Source organism: Paenibacillus sp. DP01 (assembly GCF_044784315.1).
Classification (GTDB): domain Bacteria; phylum Bacillota; class Bacilli; order Paenibacillales; family Paenibacillaceae; genus Paenibacillus; species Paenibacillus polymyxa.
In genome coordinates this window covers 198,427-218,436 of sequence record NZ_CP173059.1, presented here as the reverse complement: position 1 = coordinate 218,436, position 20,010 = coordinate 198,427, and the positions used below count along the sequence as shown (strand labels likewise).

Annotated in this window: 18 protein-coding genes and 1 tRNA gene; 2 read left to right on the top strand and 17 right to left on the bottom strand. The window is 46.2% G+C overall.

Annotated elements, in window-relative coordinates:
- Positions 1–168: 168 nt before the first annotated feature.
- The 7 genes from secG to ACH59B_RS00930 form a co-directional block, all read right to left on the bottom strand.
- The gene (gene secG / locus ACH59B_RS00960; protein ID WP_013368823.1) at positions 169–402 is read right to left on the bottom strand and encodes a preprotein translocase subunit SecG; all 234 of its coding nucleotides are present in this window, start codon (positions 400–402) and stop codon (positions 169–171) included.
- Positions 403–732: 330 nt separating this feature from the next.
- A complete protein-coding gene (gene eno / locus ACH59B_RS00955) occupies positions 733–2,019 on the bottom strand; it encodes a phosphopyruvate hydratase (RefSeq protein ID WP_013368821.1) in 1,287 nt (428 codons plus the stop codon).
- Positions 2,020–2,082: 63 nt separating this feature from the next.
- A complete protein-coding gene (gpmI, locus tag ACH59B_RS00950) occupies positions 2,083–3,627 on the bottom strand; it encodes a 2,3-bisphosphoglycerate-independent phosphoglycerate mutase (protein WP_016820126.1) in 1,545 nt (514 codons plus the stop codon).
- A 1-nt stretch (position 3,628) separates the two neighbouring features.
- The gene (gene tpiA / locus ACH59B_RS00945; RefSeq protein ID WP_013308264.1) at positions 3,629–4,381 is read right to left on the bottom strand and encodes a triose-phosphate isomerase; all 753 of its coding nucleotides are present in this window, start codon (positions 4,379–4,381) and stop codon (positions 3,629–3,631) included.
- A gap of 59 nt (positions 4,382–4,440) precedes the next feature.
- Positions 4,441–5,622: a phosphoglycerate kinase gene (locus ACH59B_RS00940; protein WP_016820125.1), complete on the bottom strand. Its 1,182-nt coding sequence runs from the start codon at positions 5,620–5,622 to the stop codon at positions 4,441–4,443.
- Between the two features lie 122 nt (positions 5,623–5,744).
- Positions 5,745–6,755 (bottom strand): type I glyceraldehyde-3-phosphate dehydrogenase, encoded by a 1,011-nt coding sequence (gene gap / locus ACH59B_RS00935; protein ID WP_017427870.1) that lies wholly within the window; start codon positions 6,753–6,755, stop codon positions 5,745–5,747.
- Positions 6,756–6,847: 92 nt separating this feature from the next.
- Positions 6,848–7,885, bottom strand: coding sequence for a sugar-binding transcriptional regulator (locus ACH59B_RS00930; protein ID WP_017427871.1), 1,038 nt, complete (start codon positions 7,883–7,885; stop codon positions 6,848–6,850).
- Positions 7,886–8,145: 260 nt separating this feature from the next.
- Here ACH59B_RS00930 and ACH59B_RS00925 point away from each other — a divergent pair.
- Positions 8,146–8,217 (top strand) — tRNA-Arg (locus tag ACH59B_RS00925).
- A gap of 210 nt (positions 8,218–8,427) precedes the next feature.
- Positions 8,428–9,024, top strand: coding sequence for an ATP-dependent Clp endopeptidase proteolytic subunit ClpP (clpP, locus tag ACH59B_RS00920; protein ID WP_013368815.1), 597 nt, complete (start codon positions 8,428–8,430; stop codon positions 9,022–9,024).
- A 114-nt stretch (positions 9,025–9,138) separates the two neighbouring features.
- Here the strand turns inward: clpP and ACH59B_RS00915 are convergent, their stop codons facing one another.
- From ACH59B_RS00915 to hisJ, 10 genes are all read right to left on the bottom strand, one after another.
- Entirely contained in the window at positions 9,139–10,248 is a 1,110-nt protein-coding gene (locus ACH59B_RS00915) for a PdaC/SigV domain-containing protein (RefSeq protein WP_123796633.1), read from the bottom strand.
- 237 nt (positions 10,249–10,485) lie between these two features.
- The gene (locus tag ACH59B_RS00910; RefSeq protein ID WP_045244937.1) at positions 10,486–11,241 is read right to left on the bottom strand and encodes an SIMPL domain-containing protein; all 756 of its coding nucleotides are present in this window, start codon (positions 11,239–11,241) and stop codon (positions 10,486–10,488) included.
- Positions 11,242–11,511: 270 nt separating this feature from the next.
- The gene (locus ACH59B_RS00905) at positions 11,512–11,781 is read right to left on the bottom strand and encodes an HPr family phosphocarrier protein (protein ID WP_013368811.1); all 270 of its coding nucleotides are present in this window, start codon (positions 11,779–11,781) and stop codon (positions 11,512–11,514) included.
- A gap of 135 nt (positions 11,782–11,916) precedes the next feature.
- Positions 11,917–12,861: a DNA-binding protein WhiA gene (whiA, locus tag ACH59B_RS00900; protein WP_013368810.1), complete on the bottom strand. Its 945-nt coding sequence runs from the start codon at positions 12,859–12,861 to the stop codon at positions 11,917–11,919.
- 5 nt (positions 12,862–12,866) lie between these two features.
- A complete protein-coding gene (gene yvcK / locus ACH59B_RS00895) occupies positions 12,867–13,853 on the bottom strand; it encodes a YvcK family protein (RefSeq protein WP_045244936.1) in 987 nt (328 codons plus the stop codon).
- Positions 13,854–13,865: 12 nt separating this feature from the next.
- Positions 13,866–14,765 (bottom strand): RNase adapter RapZ, encoded by a 900-nt coding sequence (rapZ, locus tag ACH59B_RS00890; RefSeq protein WP_013368808.1) that lies wholly within the window; start codon positions 14,763–14,765, stop codon positions 13,866–13,868.
- Positions 14,766–14,827: 62 nt separating this feature from the next.
- A complete protein-coding gene (locus ACH59B_RS00885) occupies positions 14,828–15,778 on the bottom strand; it encodes an ROK family glucokinase (RefSeq protein WP_404303107.1) in 951 nt (316 codons plus the stop codon).
- Between the two features lie 405 nt (positions 15,779–16,183).
- Complete coding sequence (gene trxB, locus ACH59B_RS00880; protein WP_013368806.1) at positions 16,184–17,137, bottom strand: thioredoxin-disulfide reductase; 954 nt, start codon at positions 17,135–17,137, stop codon at positions 16,184–16,186.
- A 39-nt stretch (positions 17,138–17,176) separates the two neighbouring features.
- Positions 17,177–18,946: a tetratricopeptide repeat protein gene (locus tag ACH59B_RS00875; RefSeq protein ID WP_017427877.1), complete on the bottom strand. Its 1,770-nt coding sequence runs from the start codon at positions 18,944–18,946 to the stop codon at positions 17,177–17,179.
- Positions 18,947–19,179: 233 nt separating this feature from the next.
- Positions 19,180–20,004, bottom strand: a complete 825-nt coding sequence (gene hisJ / locus ACH59B_RS00870) for a histidinol-phosphatase HisJ (RefSeq protein ID WP_017427878.1) — start codon at positions 20,002–20,004, stop codon at positions 19,180–19,182.
- Between the last annotated feature and the right edge of the window lie 6 nt (positions 20,005–20,010).

Here is a 20,010-nt window from a genome sequence, read left to right as displayed (position 1 = left end):
ACCTTTAATTTTCAGTAATAAATCCGCATGTTCCTTGTTCCTGATACAAGGCTCTTAATATACTCATACCCTAGTATACACGAATTTAATCGACGGCATCCCTGCCTGTCCAAAATCCAAAAAAGCCCCCGTTTCCCATGAAACGAAGGCTTAAGGTATATACTTATCTTATTTTGCGAAAAATGCAACCAAAACGGAAACGATCATAAAACATGCACCCAAAACAGCAGTTACGCGTTGTAAAATCAAATCCATACCGCGAGCTTTGGTCTTGCCGAACAGATGCTCAGCACCGCCAGAGATGGCACCGGACAAACCTGCGCTTTTCCCCTTTTGCAGTAAAACAACCGCTATAACAGCAATCGAGAACACAACGAGCAGCACTTTCAAAAAGATTTCCATGAAAAATCCCACCTCCTGAGCTTATACATCTGTTTTGCAAAACAACACAGCCTCTTTTATGAAAACATGCACATATCATGCTTTAAATAGCCGGAAATTAACGCAAAACACTATTTTTATTCTACCACAGCTTCCAGTAGATAACAACAGCTACAGTAAGACACTTAGCCATTAAGCTTGTGTAGATAATAGATACATTATTCATAACAAAAACCAGACCTGCTTGCATATAGCGAGCAGGTCTGGTTAATTCATGCGTAAAAGCTTCGGGCCTCAGACTTCGTGATCATAAACCATCAATCTAAGACGCTGTCAGCATTTTTCGCAATATTATTTTTTCAGGTTGTAGAAAGATTTCAGGCCATGGTATTGAGCCAGTTCGCCCAGTTGATCCTCAATGCGGAGCAATTGGTTGTACTTCGCAATACGGTCAGTACGGGAAGGAGCACCAGTTTTGATTTGGCCTGCATTTGTTGCAACAGCGATATCAGCGATTGTGCTGTCTTCGGATTCACCGGAACGGTGAGAGATTACAGCTGTGTATCCTGCGCGTTTAGCCAATTCGATAGCATCGAATGTTTCAGTCAGCGTACCGATTTGGTTTACTTTGATCAGGATAGAGTTACCGATGTTTTCATCGATACCTTTAGCCAGACGCTCGGTGTTAGTTACGAACAGGTCGTCACCAACCAATTGGATTTTGTTGCCCAGTTTTTCAGTGAGCAATTTCCAACCTTCCCAGTCATCTTCGGAGCAGCCATCTTCGATTGTGATGATTGGGTATTTATCAACCCAAGAAGCAAGCAGGTCAACGAACTCAGCAGAAGTGAAGGATTTGCCTTCGCCTTCCAAAGTGTATTTGCCATCTTTGAAGAACTCAGTGGAGGCAACGTCCATACCGAGGAATACGTCAACACCTGGTTTGTAACCAGCTTTTTCGATTGCTTCGATAATAGTGGACAGAGCTTCTTCGTTGGATTTGAAGTTAGGAGCAAAACCACCTTCATCACCAACAGCTGTGTTCAAGCCTTTGGAATTCAGTACAGATTTCAGGTTATGGAAGATTTCTGCGCCAACACGCAGAGCTTCTTTAAATGTAGGAGCGCCTACAGGCAGAACCATGAATTCTTGTACGTCAACGTTATTGTCGGCATGAGCACCACCATTAACGATGTTCATCATTGGTACTGGCAATTGTTTAGCGTTGAATCCACCCAGGTAAGTGTACAGTGGCAAGCCCAGAGCTTCAGCAGCAGCGCGAGCGACAGCCATGGATACAGCCAGAATTGCATTTGCACCCAGTTTACCTTTGTTTGGAGTACCATCCAATTTGATCATCAGTGTATCGATTTCTACTTGGTTCACAGCATCCAAGCCGATTACTTCAGGAGCAATAATTTCGTTCACGTTTTTAACTGCTTGCAGAACACCTTTACCCAGGTAACGGGATTTGTCGTTATCGCGAAGCTCTACAGCTTCGTGAGCGCCTGTGGATGCACCAGAAGGAACGATAGCGCGACCAATCGCACCGGATTCCAGATATACTTCAACTTCAACCGTAGGGTTACCACGGGAGTCGAGGACTTCGCGAGCGTACACGTCAGAAATAATAGTCATTTGTACTTAATCTCCTTTGTAATTCATAATTTATTGGTCAAACCTATACTTATTAAATCAAGCTTACTTGCGGGATGCAATCATAGATTTTCCTGTCATTTCCGCAGGTTGCGGAAGTTGCATCAAATCCAGAAGCGTTGGAGCTACGTCAGCCAGAATTCCATGCTCACGTAGAACGATATTTTCGTCAGTCAAAATGAACGGAACCGGATTCGTTGTGTGAGCTGTGAACGGACGTCCCTGCTCATCAATTTCCATATCCGCGTTACCATGGTCAGCGATGATAATTACCACGCCGCCTTTGGCTTTAACTGCATCTACAACACGTCCAACACATTCATCCGTCGTCTCTACTGCCTTAATTGTTGGTTCCAGCATACCGGAGTGTCCAACCATATCCGGATTGGCAAAGTTCAGGATAATCGCATCATGCTTGTCGGCTTCGATTTCCTTAACAGCAGCATCCGCTACTTCATACGCACTCATTTCAGGCTGCAGATCATATGTAGCCACTTTAGGCGAGTTGATCAAAATACGAGTTTCGCCAGGAAGCTCCACATCGCGTCCGCCACTGAAAAAGAAAGTAACGTGCGGATACTTTTCTGTCTCAGCAATACGCAATTGCTTTTTGTTGTTTTGTACCAGCACTTCGCCAAACGTGTTGTCCAGGTTTTTCGGTTCATAGGCAACAAAGCCTCCAACCGTTTCACTGAACAAGGTCAGGCAAACAAAGTGCAGATTTTTAGGCCATTGTGGCCCACGGTCAAAACCACGGAAATCTTCATTGGTAAATACTTGAGACAATTGAATCGCACGGTCAGGACGGAAATTCAGGAATACGACAGAGTCATTGCTTTCAACCAGCCCTACAGGGCTTCCATCAGCCTTCACAATAACAGTTGGCTCCACAAATTCATCGAACACTGATTTTTCATACGATTCCTTCAATGCTTCGAGTGGGTCGGTATATTGAGGGCCTTCACCGTATACGATTGCACGGTAAGATTTCTCAACACGTTCCCAACGTTTGTCGCGGTCCATTGCATAATAGCGTCCTTGTACGGTTGCAATTTGGCCAATGCCCACTTCCTGAATTTTAGCGACCAGTTGTTGCATAAAGCCTACGCCGCTATCAGGCATAACGTCACGTCCATCCATGAAAGCATGAATGTACACTTCGGTTAATCCTTCTTTTTTAGCCAGATCCAGCATAGCGAACAGATGGCTGATATGGCTATGCACACCACCGTCGGACAGAAGTCCGTACAAGTGAAGTTTAGTGTTGTTCTTCTTCGCATGCTGCACGGCTTTAACCAATGTTTCATTGTCGAAGAACTCGCCTTCACGGATGGACTTCGAAATACGAGTCAAATCTTGATATACGATTCGGCCTGCGCCGATGTTCAAGTGACCTACTTCGGAGTTACCCATTTGTCCTTCCGGCAGACCCACCGCTTCACCAGAAGCCGTCAAAGTAGTATGTGGATACTGTTTTAAATACCGGTCGTAATTCGGTTTATTGGCCTGTGCAACCGCATTGCCTTCCACAGTGTCACGCAGTCCGAATCCGTCCATAATAATTAAAGCTACCGGTTTTGGTGCTGTCATCTTACTTCGCCCCCTCAACAAGCGCGATGTACGACGCCGGTTGAAGACTGGCACCGCCCACGAGCGCGCCGTCGATATCGCTTTGACCCAGGTACTCAGTAACATTTTCAGGTTTTACACTACCACCGTACTGAATACGTACAGCATTTGCTGTATTTTCATCATACAGCTCTTTAATCAAACTACGGATGTAGGAAATCACTTCATTCGCATCCTGCGAAGTGGAGGATTTGCCTGTTCCGATGGCCCAGATTGGCTCATAAGCAACTACAACTTGTGCCGCTTGATCTTTAGCCAGACCAGCAAAAGCTGCTACAGTTTGCACTTTTACAACTTCTTTGGTTTGACCTGCTTCACGGTCTTCCAGCTTTTCGCCTACGCATACGATTGGTGTCAATCCATGACGGAATGCTGCATGAACCTTTTTGTTCACCGTTTCGTCTGTTTCGTTGAAATACTCACGACGCTCGGAGTGTCCGATCACAACGTAGTCTACGCCCAGATCTTTCAGCATTCCGCCGCTGATTTCACCTGTAAATGCGCCATCTTCTGCAAAGTGCAGGTTTTGTGCGCCGATTTTAATAGATGTACCTTTTACTGCTTCAACCAGAGCAGGAAGATTTGTAAATGGAGCACAGATAACGCTCTCCACTCCTGCAACCTCTGCTTTACCTTTGATCTCTTCGATGAAGGTTTTAGCTTCTGGTACGGTTTTGAACATCTTCCAGTTACCCGCGATAATCGGTGTTCTCAATGGTTTCAACTCCTAACTATTAGGTGCCCTAAAGCCTTTATTACGCGTAATGCGTTTGATTATTTATCGTTAAGTGCAACAACACCCGGAAGTGCTTTGCCTTCCATGAATTCCAGGGATGCGCCGCCGCCAGTGGAGATGTGATCCATTTTGTCAGCCAAGTGGAATTTTTCAGCCGCAGCCGCAGAATCACCGCCACCAATGATGGTGTATGCTTCTGTTGTAGCACAAGCTTCCGCTACTTCACGAGTACCGCCAGCGAAAGGCTCGATTTCAAATACACCCATTGGTCCATTCCAAACAACCAATTTGGAGTTTTTGATAACATCTGCATAGATTTTGCGAGTTTTCGGTCCGATATCCACGCCTTCCCAATCTGCAGGAATGCCGTCGATGTCCACAATGTTCGTGTTCGCTGTAGCGCTGAAATCGTCAGAAATAACGATATCCACAGGAAGGTAGAAGTTTTTGCCAAGCTTCTTCGCTTTTTCAATAAATCCAAGAGCAACGTCCAGTTTGGATTCATCCAGCAAAGATTGACCCACTTCATGACCTTGAGCTTTGAAGAATGTATAAGTCAAACCGCCGCCAATAATTACGTTATCTGCAATGTTCAACAGGTTGTCGATTACGTCGATTTTGTCTTTTACTTTGGAACCGCCAATAATGGCTGTAAAAGGACGATCTGGATTCGACAGGGCTTTACCAATAACAGACAACTCTCTTTCCATCAGCAAGCCGGAAACAGCCGGAAGAAGATGCGCGATACCTTCTGTAGAAGCATGAGCACGGTGTGCTGCACCAAAAGCATCATTCACGAAAATGTCAGCCAGCTCAGCAAATTGCTTCGCCAGTTCAGGATCATTTTTCTCTTCTCCTGGGTAGAAGCGTACATTTTCAAGCAATAGCACATCGCCGTTTTTCAGTTCAGCCACTTTCGCTTTAACAGCCTCGCCAACTGCTTCGTCCACCTTAACAACAGGCTTATTAAGCAGTTCTGACAAACGCACACCAGCAGCAGTCAGACGCATGGATTCAACAACTTGACCCTTTGGACGTCCAAAGTGACTCGCCAAAATAACTTTTGCACCTTTTTCAATCAGGTAGTTAATGGTTGGCAAGGTTTCGCGAATACGCTTGTCATCGGTAATTTTACCATCCTCAACCGGAACGTTAAAATCTACACGAACAAACACCCGTTTTCCATTCAGTTCTATATCACGTACGCTCTTTTTGTTCATCTCCATATTCCTCCGCACCCTTATAATTTTACGAAACAGGAATTTAAGGCACATTTTGATATATAAAGAGCGGAAACAATAACACCTGTTTCCGCTCTATGATGTTGCTCGATAAGGAATTCTTATTTAGCCAATTTAGCGAAGTATTCCAACGTACGGATCAATTGTGCAGTGTAGGACATTTCGTTGTCATACCAAGCTACAGTTTTAACCAATTGTTTGTCGCCAACAGTCAGAACTTTAGTTTGAGTTGCATCAAACAGGGAACCAAAAGTCAGACCTTTGATGTCAGAAGAAACGATTTGATCTTCAGTGTATCCGTAAGTTTCAGGATCGGAAGCTTCTTTCATCGCTGCGTTGATTTCTTCAGCAGTTACGTTTTTCTCCAGAACTGTTACCAGCTCAGTCAGGGAACCTGTTGGTACTGGAACACGTTGAGCTGCACCATCCAATTTACCTTTCAGCTCAGGGATAACCAGACCGATTGCTTTAGCAGCACCAGTAGTGTTAGGGATGATGTTTTCAGCTGCTGCGCGAGCACGACGGAAGTCACCTTTAGCATGTGGAGCATCCAAAGTGTTTTGGTCGCCAGTGTAAGCGTGAATTGTAGTCATCAAGCCTTCAACGATACCAAATTTGTCTTGCAGTGTTTTAGCCATAGGAGCCAAGCAGTTAGTTGTGCAAGAAGCACCGGAAATTACAGTTTCAGTTCCGTCCAGAATTTCATGGTTTACGTTGTAAACGACAGTTTTCATGTCGCCAGTAGCTGGAGCGGAGATAACAACTTTTTTAGCGCCGCCTTTCAAATGTTTCTCAGCAGCTTCTTTAGTTGTGAAGAAACCTGTGCATTCCAGAACGATGTCTACGCCCAGGTCTCCCCAAGGCAATTCTTCAGGGTTACGGTTAGCCAAAACTTTAACTTCTTTACCGTTTACTTTGAAGAAACCGTCATGTACTTCTACTTGTCCTTGGAAAGTACCTTGTGTTGTATCATATTTCAACAGATGTGCCAGCATTTTGGAATCTGTCAAGTCGTTAATTGCTACTACTTCAATACCTTCTACGTCTTGAATACGGCGGAAAGCAAGGCGTCCAATACGTCCGAAACCGTTAATACCAACTTTAACTGTCATGAGTGAGTTCCTCCCAAAGTTCGTTTAGTTTAGTTTTATATATTCAAGACAGACCCGAAAGCCCGTCAAGACAACACAATTAAAAAACCTTATCAATCTCTTAAATAACGGCTTACAATCTCGGCAGCAGCGCCTTCGTCGGTGACAAGAATGTCTTCCTGTCCGAAACGCAATACTGCATGAATAGCAGCAGCCTTGCTCTTGCCTCCAGCCACACCTAACACCGTCTCCGTACGCCTGATGTCCTCCAAACGGAGTCCGAGCGTCAGCATTCTGTGAACAACGACGCCGTCTTCGTTAAAATAATAACCAAACGATTCGGCGACCGCACCCTCATTGCTGATCTGGGCAAAGGTTTCAGGGTCAAGCTTGCGTCTGTGGGCCATTGCTATGGCGTTGCCTATCCCGTGAATGATAATACGACTCTCTCGAATCAGGCTTAATATATCCTGAATATTCGTATCCTCAAGCAAGGAGTTGTAAGCATGATTGCTGAGCAAATCCGGTACATGGAGCAGACGGTATTGAGCGCCGACCTTGCGAGCCATCGTGGAGGCAATTGTATTTGCCTGCATTTCCATGCTCTCTCCCAAACCCCCGCGTGCCGGTACAAACCATCCGCCCTTAAGCGGGCCGTTAGCAGGTAATGCCAGTTGTTCCGCCACATCTGCAATCGTCGTGCCACCTGTTACAGCGACCACGTCCTCGTCATCCATAACACTCAGCAGCGCCTTTGCGCCAGCACGGCCCAGTTCCTGCTTCGCTAACGGTGAAGCATCCGAATCCCCTGGAACGACAACCACCTTCCTCAAACCGTAGGCTTGACGAATCTGATCCTCCAATTGGGACAGGCCGAACAAGTTGTTCGCAATCGGCTCCAGCTGTTCCAGCAGATCCAGTCCTGCTTTGCTCACCTTCATGCCCACACTCTCAATCTCAATTAGCCCTTGCGCTTTAAGGAGATCAGTCTCAGCGCGCAGTACGCGCTCGGTCATATCCAGTGAAGCTGCCAGTGTTCTGCGTCCGATAACTTCGGACAACATAATCTGATGCAGGATCGTGTACCTTTTTTTCAAAACATCCATGAGGTCGGGCAGAAGCTGCTTCTGTATTTCTAATATCTTTCGCATGCTTTCCACTCCCGCACACTTCTAAGTTCTGTCTCTATGCTATATCTCTAACTGGTCTTAAAATGTCCCGGGATAACTTTTTAAGTCCCACGTATATCTTACCCAATATTTGCTTCACATGCAAGTCTATCTGAACCTATATTTCTCAACTTTTTATGTGAATATGCGCACGTAATAAAAGCTTGCAATTCAATGCCGTATATCATATAATCATCTTTGTTTCCAATTAATTAGTTGGTTGCTTGTAATGATTCATCTTTGCGCCCGTGGTCCAACGGATATGACGTAGGCCTCCGGAGCCTGAGATCGAGGTTCGATTCCTCGCGGGCGCGTCGTTTTATATGATTGGCTAAATGTTCCATATAATGTTTTTAACCAAAAAGAGCGCTAAGCGTTCTTTTTTTTAATCAATAGTTTGACTTTCTTTGACTTTTTGTTTGAAATTGTTTATCATGTGGTTAATACGGTAACAGTTTATAAATAGGGATGTGTATTCGGCATATCCACCAAATCCACTAACGATTTAAGGGAGGTTTTTTGACGTGAGCTATGTTCCTATGGTAGTAGAACAAAGTAACCGCGGCGAACGCGCCTATGACATTTATTCCAGACTGTTGAAGGATCGCATTATTTTGTTGGGCTCGGACGTCAATGACGTTGTAGCCAACTCAATTATTGCCCAAATGCTGTTTTTGGCTGCTGAAGATCCTGAAAAAGACATTCACTTGTATATTAACAGCCCTGGCGGTTCCATCACAGCTGGTATGGCCATTTTCGATACGATGCAATACATTAAACCTGACGTATCTACCATTTGTGTAGGTATGGCTGCTTCCATGGGTGCTTTCTTGCTGAATGCAGGTGCCAAAGGTAAACGTTTTGCCTTGCCAAACAGTGAAATTATGATTCACCAGCCACTAGGCGGTGCACAAGGACAGGCAACGGATATCGAAATTCGCGCCCGTCGCATTCTGAAAATGCGTGACAAGTTGAACCGCATTCTCGCAGATCGCACAGGTCAACCACTGGAACGCATCGAAAAAGACACAGACCGTGACTATTTCATGTCCGCTGATGATGCCAAGGAATACGGTATTATTGATAAAGTGTTAACTAGCTCCTCTCCAGAAGGTGTATAAGAAAAGTGGTTTTCTTCTGAATAGCTGGTAAATAAAAAGGCTGCCTCGGATTTTCGTATCCGGTAGGCAGTCTTTTTTATTTACTATTAATTTTCAATATATAACTAATCCAGATTATTGATTTTGTCCCGCAAAAGGCTTACCGCCCTGAGGCAGCAGTTGAGCGAACGAGTAAGTAAACTCCGGAATTCCATAAGCGTATGGCGCATAATCATACAAATCAAACACGATGGTTACTCCACTGTTGGTCACATAAAAATTCTGATCTGAGGCCAACTCTTTAAATTTCTCAAAACCTTCGCCAGCCTGGAGCGCATCAATTTTTTTCTTCAAATCAGCATTCAGGAACTTTTTGTAGTTAGGATTTGCCTTCAATACGTCAGACAATTGCAACAGCTTACCATCAGCAAGCGAGAACGTATATCCTTTACGTGCCGTCATACCGTGTGCGCCACCTGTATACGAGTAGTCCTGCATAATCACACTTAGAATACCGTCCTTATTATAGGCAATTGCAAAATCATTTTCGAAATCATACGGTCTTTCTGCTGTAACCTCTCCCTCTGCCACCATCTTTTTGCCTGCTGCCAATACTGTCTCTGCATGCTTTTTAAGCATATTATTAATGGCCTGTTGAGCCTCAGGATTCAGCTGGCTGCCGCTGATTTGCGGATACTTAATCTTATAGGATACCTTTGCATTACTCGAAGCTGGAAGCGTCTGAGATGCAATTGTGATCGGATTTAGCTGGCTTTTACTCAATGTTACTGTTTTCTGAGTTGCATTCCACTGCGCATCGATACCCAGATAGTCTTTCAGCAGACTCATAGGAATATATAGCTTCCCGGCGATCATTTTGGCATCCATGCTGCGCGTGTTGATCCCGTTCACATTGGCATAGGCATCCGAGGAGGAGACCACGATATAGAGCTTGTTGTACCCGCTCCCCACTGTATATGTCCCTTCCTTGGTGTCATAGCTCACCGGAATTCCCAAACTATCACGCAGTGCTGCCACTGGAATCATTGTGTTCCCGTTCACTTGTACACCTTTAGCGGCCAACGTTTTACCATTCCATTGGATGGTGACCCCTGGTTGCTGTGTTGTCGCTTGCTGCTGTTTGGTCGAAGCTGCCTCAATATAGGAAACGGGAACGACCGCAACCCCTGCTAAGATTCCCGCTGCCAGCAGTGCTGAGCCCCATTTTTTCGTATGCTTGTTCATCGTAAGTATTCCTCCTATTGTGAATCTGTATTATCTATGTGTTTTGATCACTTTTCTTATTATATCTATACCCTATTGTATGTGGTTTACAATCTGTACACTCACTGATTTCAATCTGTACACCTAACAGCCATTAGCTATGACAGACTCATTACAAAACGGTTTCAATAGACAAAAGAAGCCAACAAGTCACCCTGCAATGTTGCAGGCGCTTGCGGCTCCGTTTAATGGCCTATACTAGTTCATCTCATATTGGGCAGACACTTGGACTTTCACCGTTACTTGGCCCGACTGTATCTCTGTTCCGCCACTCATATCCATGAGCGCTTTGGACATGGCATTCTCACGTTGTGTGAAAACCTGAGCTTCCCCGCCATCTACTGTCACATTCACCAGAGCCCCTAAGCCGCGTTTAGCTGATTTTGCTACGGCACTGGCTTTGGATTGAGCGTTATCCAACGCTTTTGCAATAGCAGCTTCCTCATAAGAAGAAGGATTCTCTACGGAAAACTGTATATTATCTACGTTGTTTGCACCGGAGTTTGTAGCCTCATCCAGCAGCTGACCAATTTTGTCCAAGTTGCGATATTTCACAGAAAGTGTATGGTTAGCAATGTAGCCTTTGAGCTTCTGTCCTTCTTTCTCGTTATAGGTATAGTTAGGTTGTACAGAGAACTGGCTTGTCTGAATATCGTCTGCACTGATACTCCATTTTCCTTTTAACAGCTGTGTGACCTTGTTTATTTTCGCAGCATTAGCTTTTTGAGCAGCAGCAGCAGTATTTCCTTCCGATTGCACCCCAATGGAGAGATAAGCGATGTCTGGCTTAGCCATTATTTCACCACTTCCACTCACATTAATTACACCATTCGCCGTCGTCGCCGTTGCAGCATAAGCGCGATCAGCTCCCGTCCACAGCCCTCCTGCTACTCCTCCAGCTAATAATGCTCCTGCAAGAATTGCTGTGCTTACTGTTTTTGTCCAAACTCTCATCGTACTCAACCTCTTTCTTGAAAATGTTTGTACCTTCCAGACGGAAAAAACGGTAAAAGGTTGCAGTCAAGCGGTATAAATTTCCGAAACAAGGCATACCACAGGGGTTTTAATTATTTGTAGCTTGGACTTAATGCGGTCGCTATATTCAAATAAATATACATCAATAGCTTAATGGTGGGACGGGTTGAATGCTTTTCTCTGGATACAAAAAAAGCCCCCGAGGGGGCTTTCACTAAGAGTACATCATATCACAAAGCAGATGTTCGTTTATTGATTTTCCAGTTCAACCTTACTAACCAGACTTACTAAAGCGTTTACAGCCTGTTCGGCGTCCGCACCTTCGGCACTAATATTGATTTCAGTACCTGTACTGATGGCGAGGCTCATAATACCCATGATGCTCTTGGCATTAACCTTTTTGTCTTCTTTTTCCACAAAAATTTCTGATGAATATTTATTCGCTTCCTGTACGAACAACGCAGCAGGTCTGGCGTGCAGTCCTGTTTTCAAGCGTACGACTACTGGATGTTTTGACATGTCAGCTTACCCCCTCATCAAATAAATCTGGACGCTATTTACTCCATTTTATTTATCACATTATAACATTAACCCGGGACAGACACTAGAAAAAAAACTAAAAAAACCGGGGCTAAGAGCCCCACAGACCCTTTTTTACGGAATCAGGCCGTTTTCCCCCCTGATTTTGTCAGCCATCTCATCAATTTTGCGAAGTCGATGATTTACACCCGATTTACTCACGACCCCTTTGAGCATTTCCCCGACTTCTTTCAAATTCAAATCGGGATGAGCGAGTCGAATTTCTGCCACTTCACGCAGCTTATCCGGCAAGGTCTCCAAACCAACTTCCCTCTCCAGCAGCTTGATATTCTCAATTTGCCGGACAGCGGCTCCGATCGTCTTGTTCAAATTCGCTGTTTCGCAATTAACAATACGGTTTACGGAATTGCGCATATCGCGCATAATGCGTACATCCTCAAACTTGAACAGGGCTTGGTGCGCCCCAATGATACTGAGCAGCTCAATGATCTTCTCGCCTTCCTTGATGTAAAGGATAAAGCCTTTTTTTCGCTCAATACAGCGGGCGTTGAGATGAAACTCATTAGCGAGATCAACTAACGCCTGACAATGCTCCTCATACATCGAAGAAATCTCAAGGTGGTAAGACGACCCCTCTGGATTATTCACAGAGCCACCTGCCATAAAGGCACCCCGCAAATAAGCCCGCTTACAACAGTTTTTCCGAATGATATCACGATTAATCCCGTCAGTGAACAAGAAACCTTCTGAGACAATATAAAGCTCCTTTAGCAGCTCTTGTACACCATTGGGGATACGGACAATATACACATTATTTTTTTTCAAGCGCATTTTTTTCCGTACAAGCAGTTCGATGTGAAGTTGAAAATGCTTTTTGATCAAGGAGTAAATCCGCCTTGCAATCGCGGCATTTTCTGTGGACACGTCCAATATCACCCTTTTATTCGACAGTTGTACGGATCCGAGCATACGTATGAGCGCAGACAGTTCCGCTTTTTCACAGCAGGGCTGGCTTTCAATCATCGTAAGCTCTTTTTTCGTTTGTGCCGCAAAGGACAAGGGACTCACCTCCTTCTTAACATCCAGTTTTGTACCAATTGGTAAATATGCTGGCTCAGTTTGTCGGCATCATGCCGTAAATACGTACGGAACAGAACTAACGTATCTGCCACTACTTTATATCCTCGATCAGCCAGCTCGCCCATGTCTACCTGAACAGGCTTAGCTCCCTGCTCGGCATACATCTCCTGTACTTGGGGTGGAATTTCCCCGTTATTCACAATGACATAGTCAAAGAGGTGATGCCCAACATGCTCATAGATCGCTTGCAGATGATCTCCCACTGTATAGCCGTCGGTTTCCCCTGGCTGGGTCATCACGTTGCAGACAAATATTTTGATCGCATTTGATTTCACCACAGCCTCAGCAAGCTTTGGCACAAGCAGATTCGGTAAAATGCTGGTATATAGACTGCCGGGACCAATCAGAATCGCATCGGCTTCATTAATGGCTTCCACAGCCTCAGGCAACGGCTCCACGTGAGTCGGTTCAAGAAAAACACGTTTGATGCGTCCGCCCGCTTCCGGGATTTTGGACTCCCCGGTGATCACCGTGCCATCCTCCATCTCGGCGCTGAGCACAACGCCTTCTTCAGCCGCTGGCAGTACACGCCCCCGGACAGCAAATACACGGCTAAGCTCACGCACCGCCGTTACAAAATCCCCCGATATATCAGTCATCGCTGCTAAGATCAAATTCCCCAGACTATGGCCTGACAATCCTGATCCAGCACCGAAACGGTATTTTAGCATATCTGACATTACTGGTTCCACGTCAGCCAAGGCAGTCAGCACATTGCGGATATCCCCTGGAGGGGGCATCTGCAGCTCACTGCGCAATATCCCGGAGCTTCCGCCATCGTCAGCGACTGTAACAATAGCCGTAATATCCAGCGGCTTTTGCTTCAAGCCCCGCAGCATGACGGACAAGCCGGTTCCGCCGCCCATAACAACAATACGTGGGCGCTCCCGTTGTGATCCGGTCTCTTTCATGATTTCACCTCATTAATGCCGGTCCCGATCAGCATCCCGATGCGAAACAGAAACGGATTCTGTCTCGCTGGCACCCAGCATTTTTCCTAAATACTCCGATATTGCAACTGAACGATGCTTACCTCCAGTACAGCCAATACCGATAATGACCTGGCTTTTACCTTCTTTGCGATACTGCGGAATCAAAAAGTGCAACATATCCAACAACTTGGTTAGAAACGCCTGGGTCTCCGGCCACTTCATAACATAATCATATACATCGCTATCCTGTCCCGTGTGTGGACGTAGTTGGTCCACATAGTGGGGATTAGGCAGGAAACGCACATCGAATACAAGATCGGCATCAATGGGAATACCATACTTGAAGCCAAAAGATGTAATGTTCACGGACAGCATACTGCTCTCCAGATGGGAAAATCTCGAAATAATCCTCGCCTTTAAGGTTGCGGGCTTCATCGTACTGGTATCAATAACCTGTGTAGCGGAGCTTTTGAGTTCTTCCAACATCTTACGCTCCAATCGAATCCCGTCCAAAGGCATACCATCTGGAGCAAGCGGATGCCGTCGACGGCTTTCCTTGTACCGTTGTACAAGAACACCGTCATTCGCATTCAAGAATAAAATTTCACAATGAATCGTAAAATGATCTTTAATATAATTTAGCGATTCTGACAAGGCGGTGAAAAATTCTCGTCCGCGTAGATCAATGACGAGAGCCACCTTGCCAATTTTACCGTTAGACTGCTCAATCAACTCGGCAAATTTGGGAATCAGCACAGGGGGCAGATTATCAACGCAGAAGAAGCCCAAGTCTTCAAGGCTTTGCACCGCAATGGTCTTCCCTGCGCCTGACATCCCTGTAATAATAATGAGCGTTGCCCACGGTGCAGCATTTTTTAAATTATCTGTCATATGGACTTCCCTCTCCTTTTGCTTCTTTGCTCTATGTCAGTACCCCTATCGTCAACCCCGGATTAAGAGCGCAGCAGCAACCCAGCAGCCCCTACGATACCCGCGTCATTGCCTAAAACCGCTGGTACGATATATACCCCTTTTTGAAGCGGCTCAGGTGCCAGCTTGGCGTATACGCGACGCATCTCTTCAAACAAAAAGTCGCCTGCTTTAGAAACACCGCCGCCTATAATAAACAACTCTGGATTAAGCACAGCGGCAACCGCTGCCATCGATTTCCCCAAATAAAAGGCAGCCCGGTTCACGATACGCAACGCGACTTCATCCCCAGCTTTAGCAGCATCGAATACTTCCTTGGCAGCAATGTGATCTTCCAGCGCCAGAGAGGTCCGGTCGCCACGTTCCACAGCATCCTTGGCCATACGAATGATGCCTGTTGCGGAAGATACAGTTTCCAAGCAACCCATTTTGCCGCATCCACACTGAATAGCCTCCAGATCAGGCACGACGCTGATATGTCCAAATTCCCCAGCCATACCCGAAGAACCTTGGTATATTCTACCATTTATAATAATACCGCCACCTACACCTGTTCCCAGGGTATAGCATACACAGTTTTCTATGCCTTTGCCTGCGCCAGCCCAAGCCTCACCCAGCGCAGCAACATTCGCATCGTTGTCTATTTTTACAGGCTTGCCAATCCGGTTCTCTAGGAGCGCACGGATCGGTACGTCACGAAAGCCAATATTAGGAGCGAGGACAATAATACCATCACGAACATTCGTAAAACCTGCAACACCTGCACCGACACCTTTTAGTTGATCCCACTCATAAGGAGATTGCTCAACAATATGCCGCACATATTTTTCGATATTACCGATGACAACGTCTACACCTTTATCGGTTTCGGTTGGTCCCTCATATGTGTGCAAAAGCTGTCCGTCTTCATTACAAATGCCGACTTTAATCGCGGTACCGCCCAAATCGACACCTACATAGATACTTTCAGACATGTTCCAAGCCACCTTTATGTTTACTTAAAAAACTGGTATAAAATATATGCTTAAAATTCCTGCCTCGTAGGAGTAATCCTACGTTCCAACTATAATTGAAGCCCCCGTTACGGTCAAGGACACTTACCTGTTGAAAAATGTACGATTAGCTGAACTTTTTAACTCATGCCTCCGTAAGAAAAACGTCTATTGACGTACTTTCAAGGAAGCCAGACCACGCTTAACGGAATTTTTCTTGTGATTATAGAATTGTTCAGCTCCGCTGAAAATTTATAAATTCAATAATCATAAAAAGGAGAAAGCCTGTGCAAATGCACCAGGCTTTCTCTTCCTGAACAAACAACGGGGCTTAACAGAGGGGGCTTAGCCCCTCACATGAGCCACTTTGTGTATTATAGACACTCTTTATTGATCCAGTGTTTCGCTCCAGTCGTGGACAGCGCTGCCTTCAAGATACTTCTCGCAATCCATAGCCGCCATACATCCCGTTCCCGCAGCCGTAATGGCTTGTCGATAACGGTTATCCTGCACGTCCCCACAGGCAAAAACACCCGGGATGTTCGTTTCCGTCGTGCCTGGCTTCACTTCAATATAGCCGTGTTCATCGGTATGAATTTGTCCGTTCAGGAAGCCTGTGTTCGGTGTATGGCCAATCGCCACAAACACGCCATCTGCCTCAATCAGCTCATCCTGGTTGGTCTCATTATTGTGTACTTTCAAGCCCTTTAAGCCAGTTTCCCCTGTTACAACTTCCAGAGGAGTACGATTTAATGCCCAATGTACTTTTTCATTTTCACGTGCGCGGTCTTGCATAATTTTAGATGCCCGCAATTCGTCACGACGATGGACCAAGGTTACGCTGGAAGCGAAACGGGTCAAGAAGCTCGCTTCCTCCATGGCTGAATCGCCACCGCCGACCACGATAATCTTTTTCCCACGGAAAAAGAAGCCGTCGCAAGTTGCGCATGTGCTAACTCCGCGACCTACATTGTCCTGCTCACCCGGAATGCCGAGATATTTGGCGGACGCGCCTGTAGCAATAATAACCGACTCCGCCTCAATGATGCCTTTACCCTCTACCTTCACTTTAAAAGGGCGCTTGCTGAAATCGACTTCCTCTACCCAACCGGAAGTAAACTCAGCGCCAAAACGTTCGGCCTGCTTGCGCATGTTATCCATCAGCTCAGGTCCGAGAATACCTTGCTCAAAACCCGGGAAATTTTCAATTTCAGTCGTTGTGGTAAGCTGCCCACCGGGCTGCATTCCTTCAATGATCAGCGGATTCATGTTGGCGCGTGCCAAATAAATAGCGGCTGTGTAGCCTGCAGGACCTGTACCAATAATTATGGATTTATACATACGTTTGTTGCCTCCTTTAAGTGATGTTTGGAGCAGATGTTAGACCTGCTTTTTAAACGTGGAGAGCGGCTGCTTTAGCTTCTGTTTGATACCACACACGCTGTCAATTTGACGTGCGTAGCGGCTTACGGTCGATACGGAAATACCATAGCGGTCAGCTACTTCCTGATAGGTGACGGAATGATGATGCATTTTGGCTGTCAAATATTCTAGTGCAGCTGCCCATCCCTCAGTATGCTGAACCATCGGGACCTCTGGAGCAAGCCGATCCAAATACTCCTGCCAAAGTGATCTCAAATCATGCTGCATGGCCGGATCGGATGATTTGCTCATGACGGTTAGTACCTTGTCCAGCACGGCCTGCCATTGTGGATCAACTGGTGAAGCAGAAATGTCACCTTCAGTTGTATGCGGATCTTGCTCAGCCTCTAACCGCTCAGGATGTTCTGTTTCCGTGTGTGTATGCTGCACATCCTGCTCTGCCAGCTCTTGCAATACTTGCAAAGCACGGCGTTTGAGTTCACTCTCCTGATCAGGATCTTCTACGAAGGACTCCAGTGCCTGACGCACTTCATCGTCACCGATCAAGCTTAACGCCTGAATAACCTGTAGCTGAGTCGCTCGGTCTCCGTGGCGCAAGGCCCAGAAGAAAGATGATCGGATTAGCGGGTCCTTCTTCATACTGTCAGGCACCTGCTCAGCGCCAAACTTCTCCCACATGCGGAATTGCTCCTCAAACGGGAGATGATAGTGATAGCTGAGCACTTGCAGCGGTGTACCTTCCTGCTGAAGCTCTTCCAATCTGGATAGGAAAAACCTTGGAACCTCCGAGGAAGCATCCTGCTTTTGCAAATGACTCCATAACCGCCGAGCTTCCGCATATCTTCCCGTATTGCTGGCAGCCACCGCTGTGTAATGGTACAAAGAAGCGTCCGCATTGTTCTCTCCATTGCTATGAAGCAACCTGCGGAAATGCCTGTAGGCCTCCTCATGGCGCCCGAGAATCCCCATAGTGGTCGCCAGCTTGAACACCTGTTCCTCCTGAAACGGTATAGTGACCGCCAAGGTTTGAACCAGACGATCCAATTCTGGGCCGCCGCCTTCGTGCTGATAAAAAATCGCCAAGTTGCACAATGCGTGTAAATTACCCGGCTCATCCTCCAACACTTGAATAATGGTAGCCTTAGCATTTTGGAACAATCCCATGTAGTAATACGCTAGCGCCAGATTATTCCGCGCAGCGAACATGTCCGGTTGCTCCTCCGAAATTTGCTTGAGCAGTTGGGCTGCCTGAGCAAATTTTCCTTCCTCCAGCAGAACACGGGCCTGATCATGCTCGACCACTCCCTGCCGGGCCTTAATGCGGTTCAGCTTCGTTGGACGGTCCAGCTCATAATAGAGCAGCTCCATCATTTCCTCGGCTTCATCAAGAAACTGGCCTTCTTCGTCCTCCTCCAGGTACGTGACCAATGCTTTTTCCGCTTCTTCAAACTGCTCCATATTAGCGTAATTATTCGCCATATAGAAATAACATTCTGTCATCGACGAGTCTACGTCACTCAGAACAGAGGACAGGATCTCATTCGAGCCTGCATAATCCCCCATCTCTGATAATATACCCGCCATATTGCAATGATTCACCGGATTATCCGGTTCATATTCAACGGCTTTGCGAAAATATTTCAATGCCTTGTCATAATGATTGCGATCAAGCGAGCGCACAGCTTTCTCAAAAAAGAAAGATGCGTCGAAACGCAAAGCAATAATCTTAGGGCTAGGTTCCGAAACTCGCAGATGTTTCCCTTTCATAAATAACCAAGGCACCTCCTTTAAAAGTAACTGGCATGTTCATACCCTTCAGTATACCACAACTTCAAAACGACTTGACAGTCGATCCTACCTCATTCCAAAAAACGGTTCCGTACTCGTACCCCAATAGATACATATGCAAAAATACGCAAAATAGCCGAGCGCATTTCCCCTGTATGAAAGGCGCGTTCGGCTAGCAACTAGATATAACATTAAGACCCAATAAATAAGTATTATAGTGCTAACGGAACCCGTGAACGTTCACGGTGCTGAAATACAGCTAGCTCGCGATAGCCAACTTCATATAAAAGCGCTCGCGCCTTCTCCAAGTGCTCAGCCAGCTTTGCCGGATCATGGGCATCCGAGCCGATGGTCAACGGGATACCTAGCGTGAAAGCTTCCTCTAGCATGCGTCGGCTCGGAAACATTTCGGCACAGGGTTTGGAAAGCCCTGATGCATTCAGTTCCATTGCCCGACCACTGCGGGCTACGGCTGAGAGTGCGGAGCGCTCCAATTCACGTAGCTCCTCCTTTTCCTCCGGCTTCGGATGATGGCCGAAACGTTTAATGACATCCAAATGACCCATGATGTCATATAAACCCGTAGCGGCCGCCTTGGAAACCGCATCATAATATGTGCGGTATACCTCCAGCACATTTTTGCCTTCCCAATGGTGTACCTGACGGAAGTCGGTGACATCCCACTCACCGAGAAAGTGGACGGAGCCAATCACATAATCCCATGGGTATGCATGGATGATATCTTCAATTTCGCGTTCCCAGCCCTCGATATAGTCGCCTTCCAAGCCAACACGAATATCAATTTGCCCTTTATAGCGCTCCTTCAGATCCAAGCATTCTTCCACGTATCGGGGCAGCTCATCCATAGGCATCGCCATTTCTGGATAATAGTTGGCCGGTTCTACATGCAGCAGCGGCATATGATCGGACAAACCGAGCTGATCCAGCCCCAGTCGAATTCCCCGCTGTACGTACTCCTCCAGACTTCCTATCGCATGCCCGCAGCGGGAATGATGCGTATGATAGTCAATTTTCATGTAGCC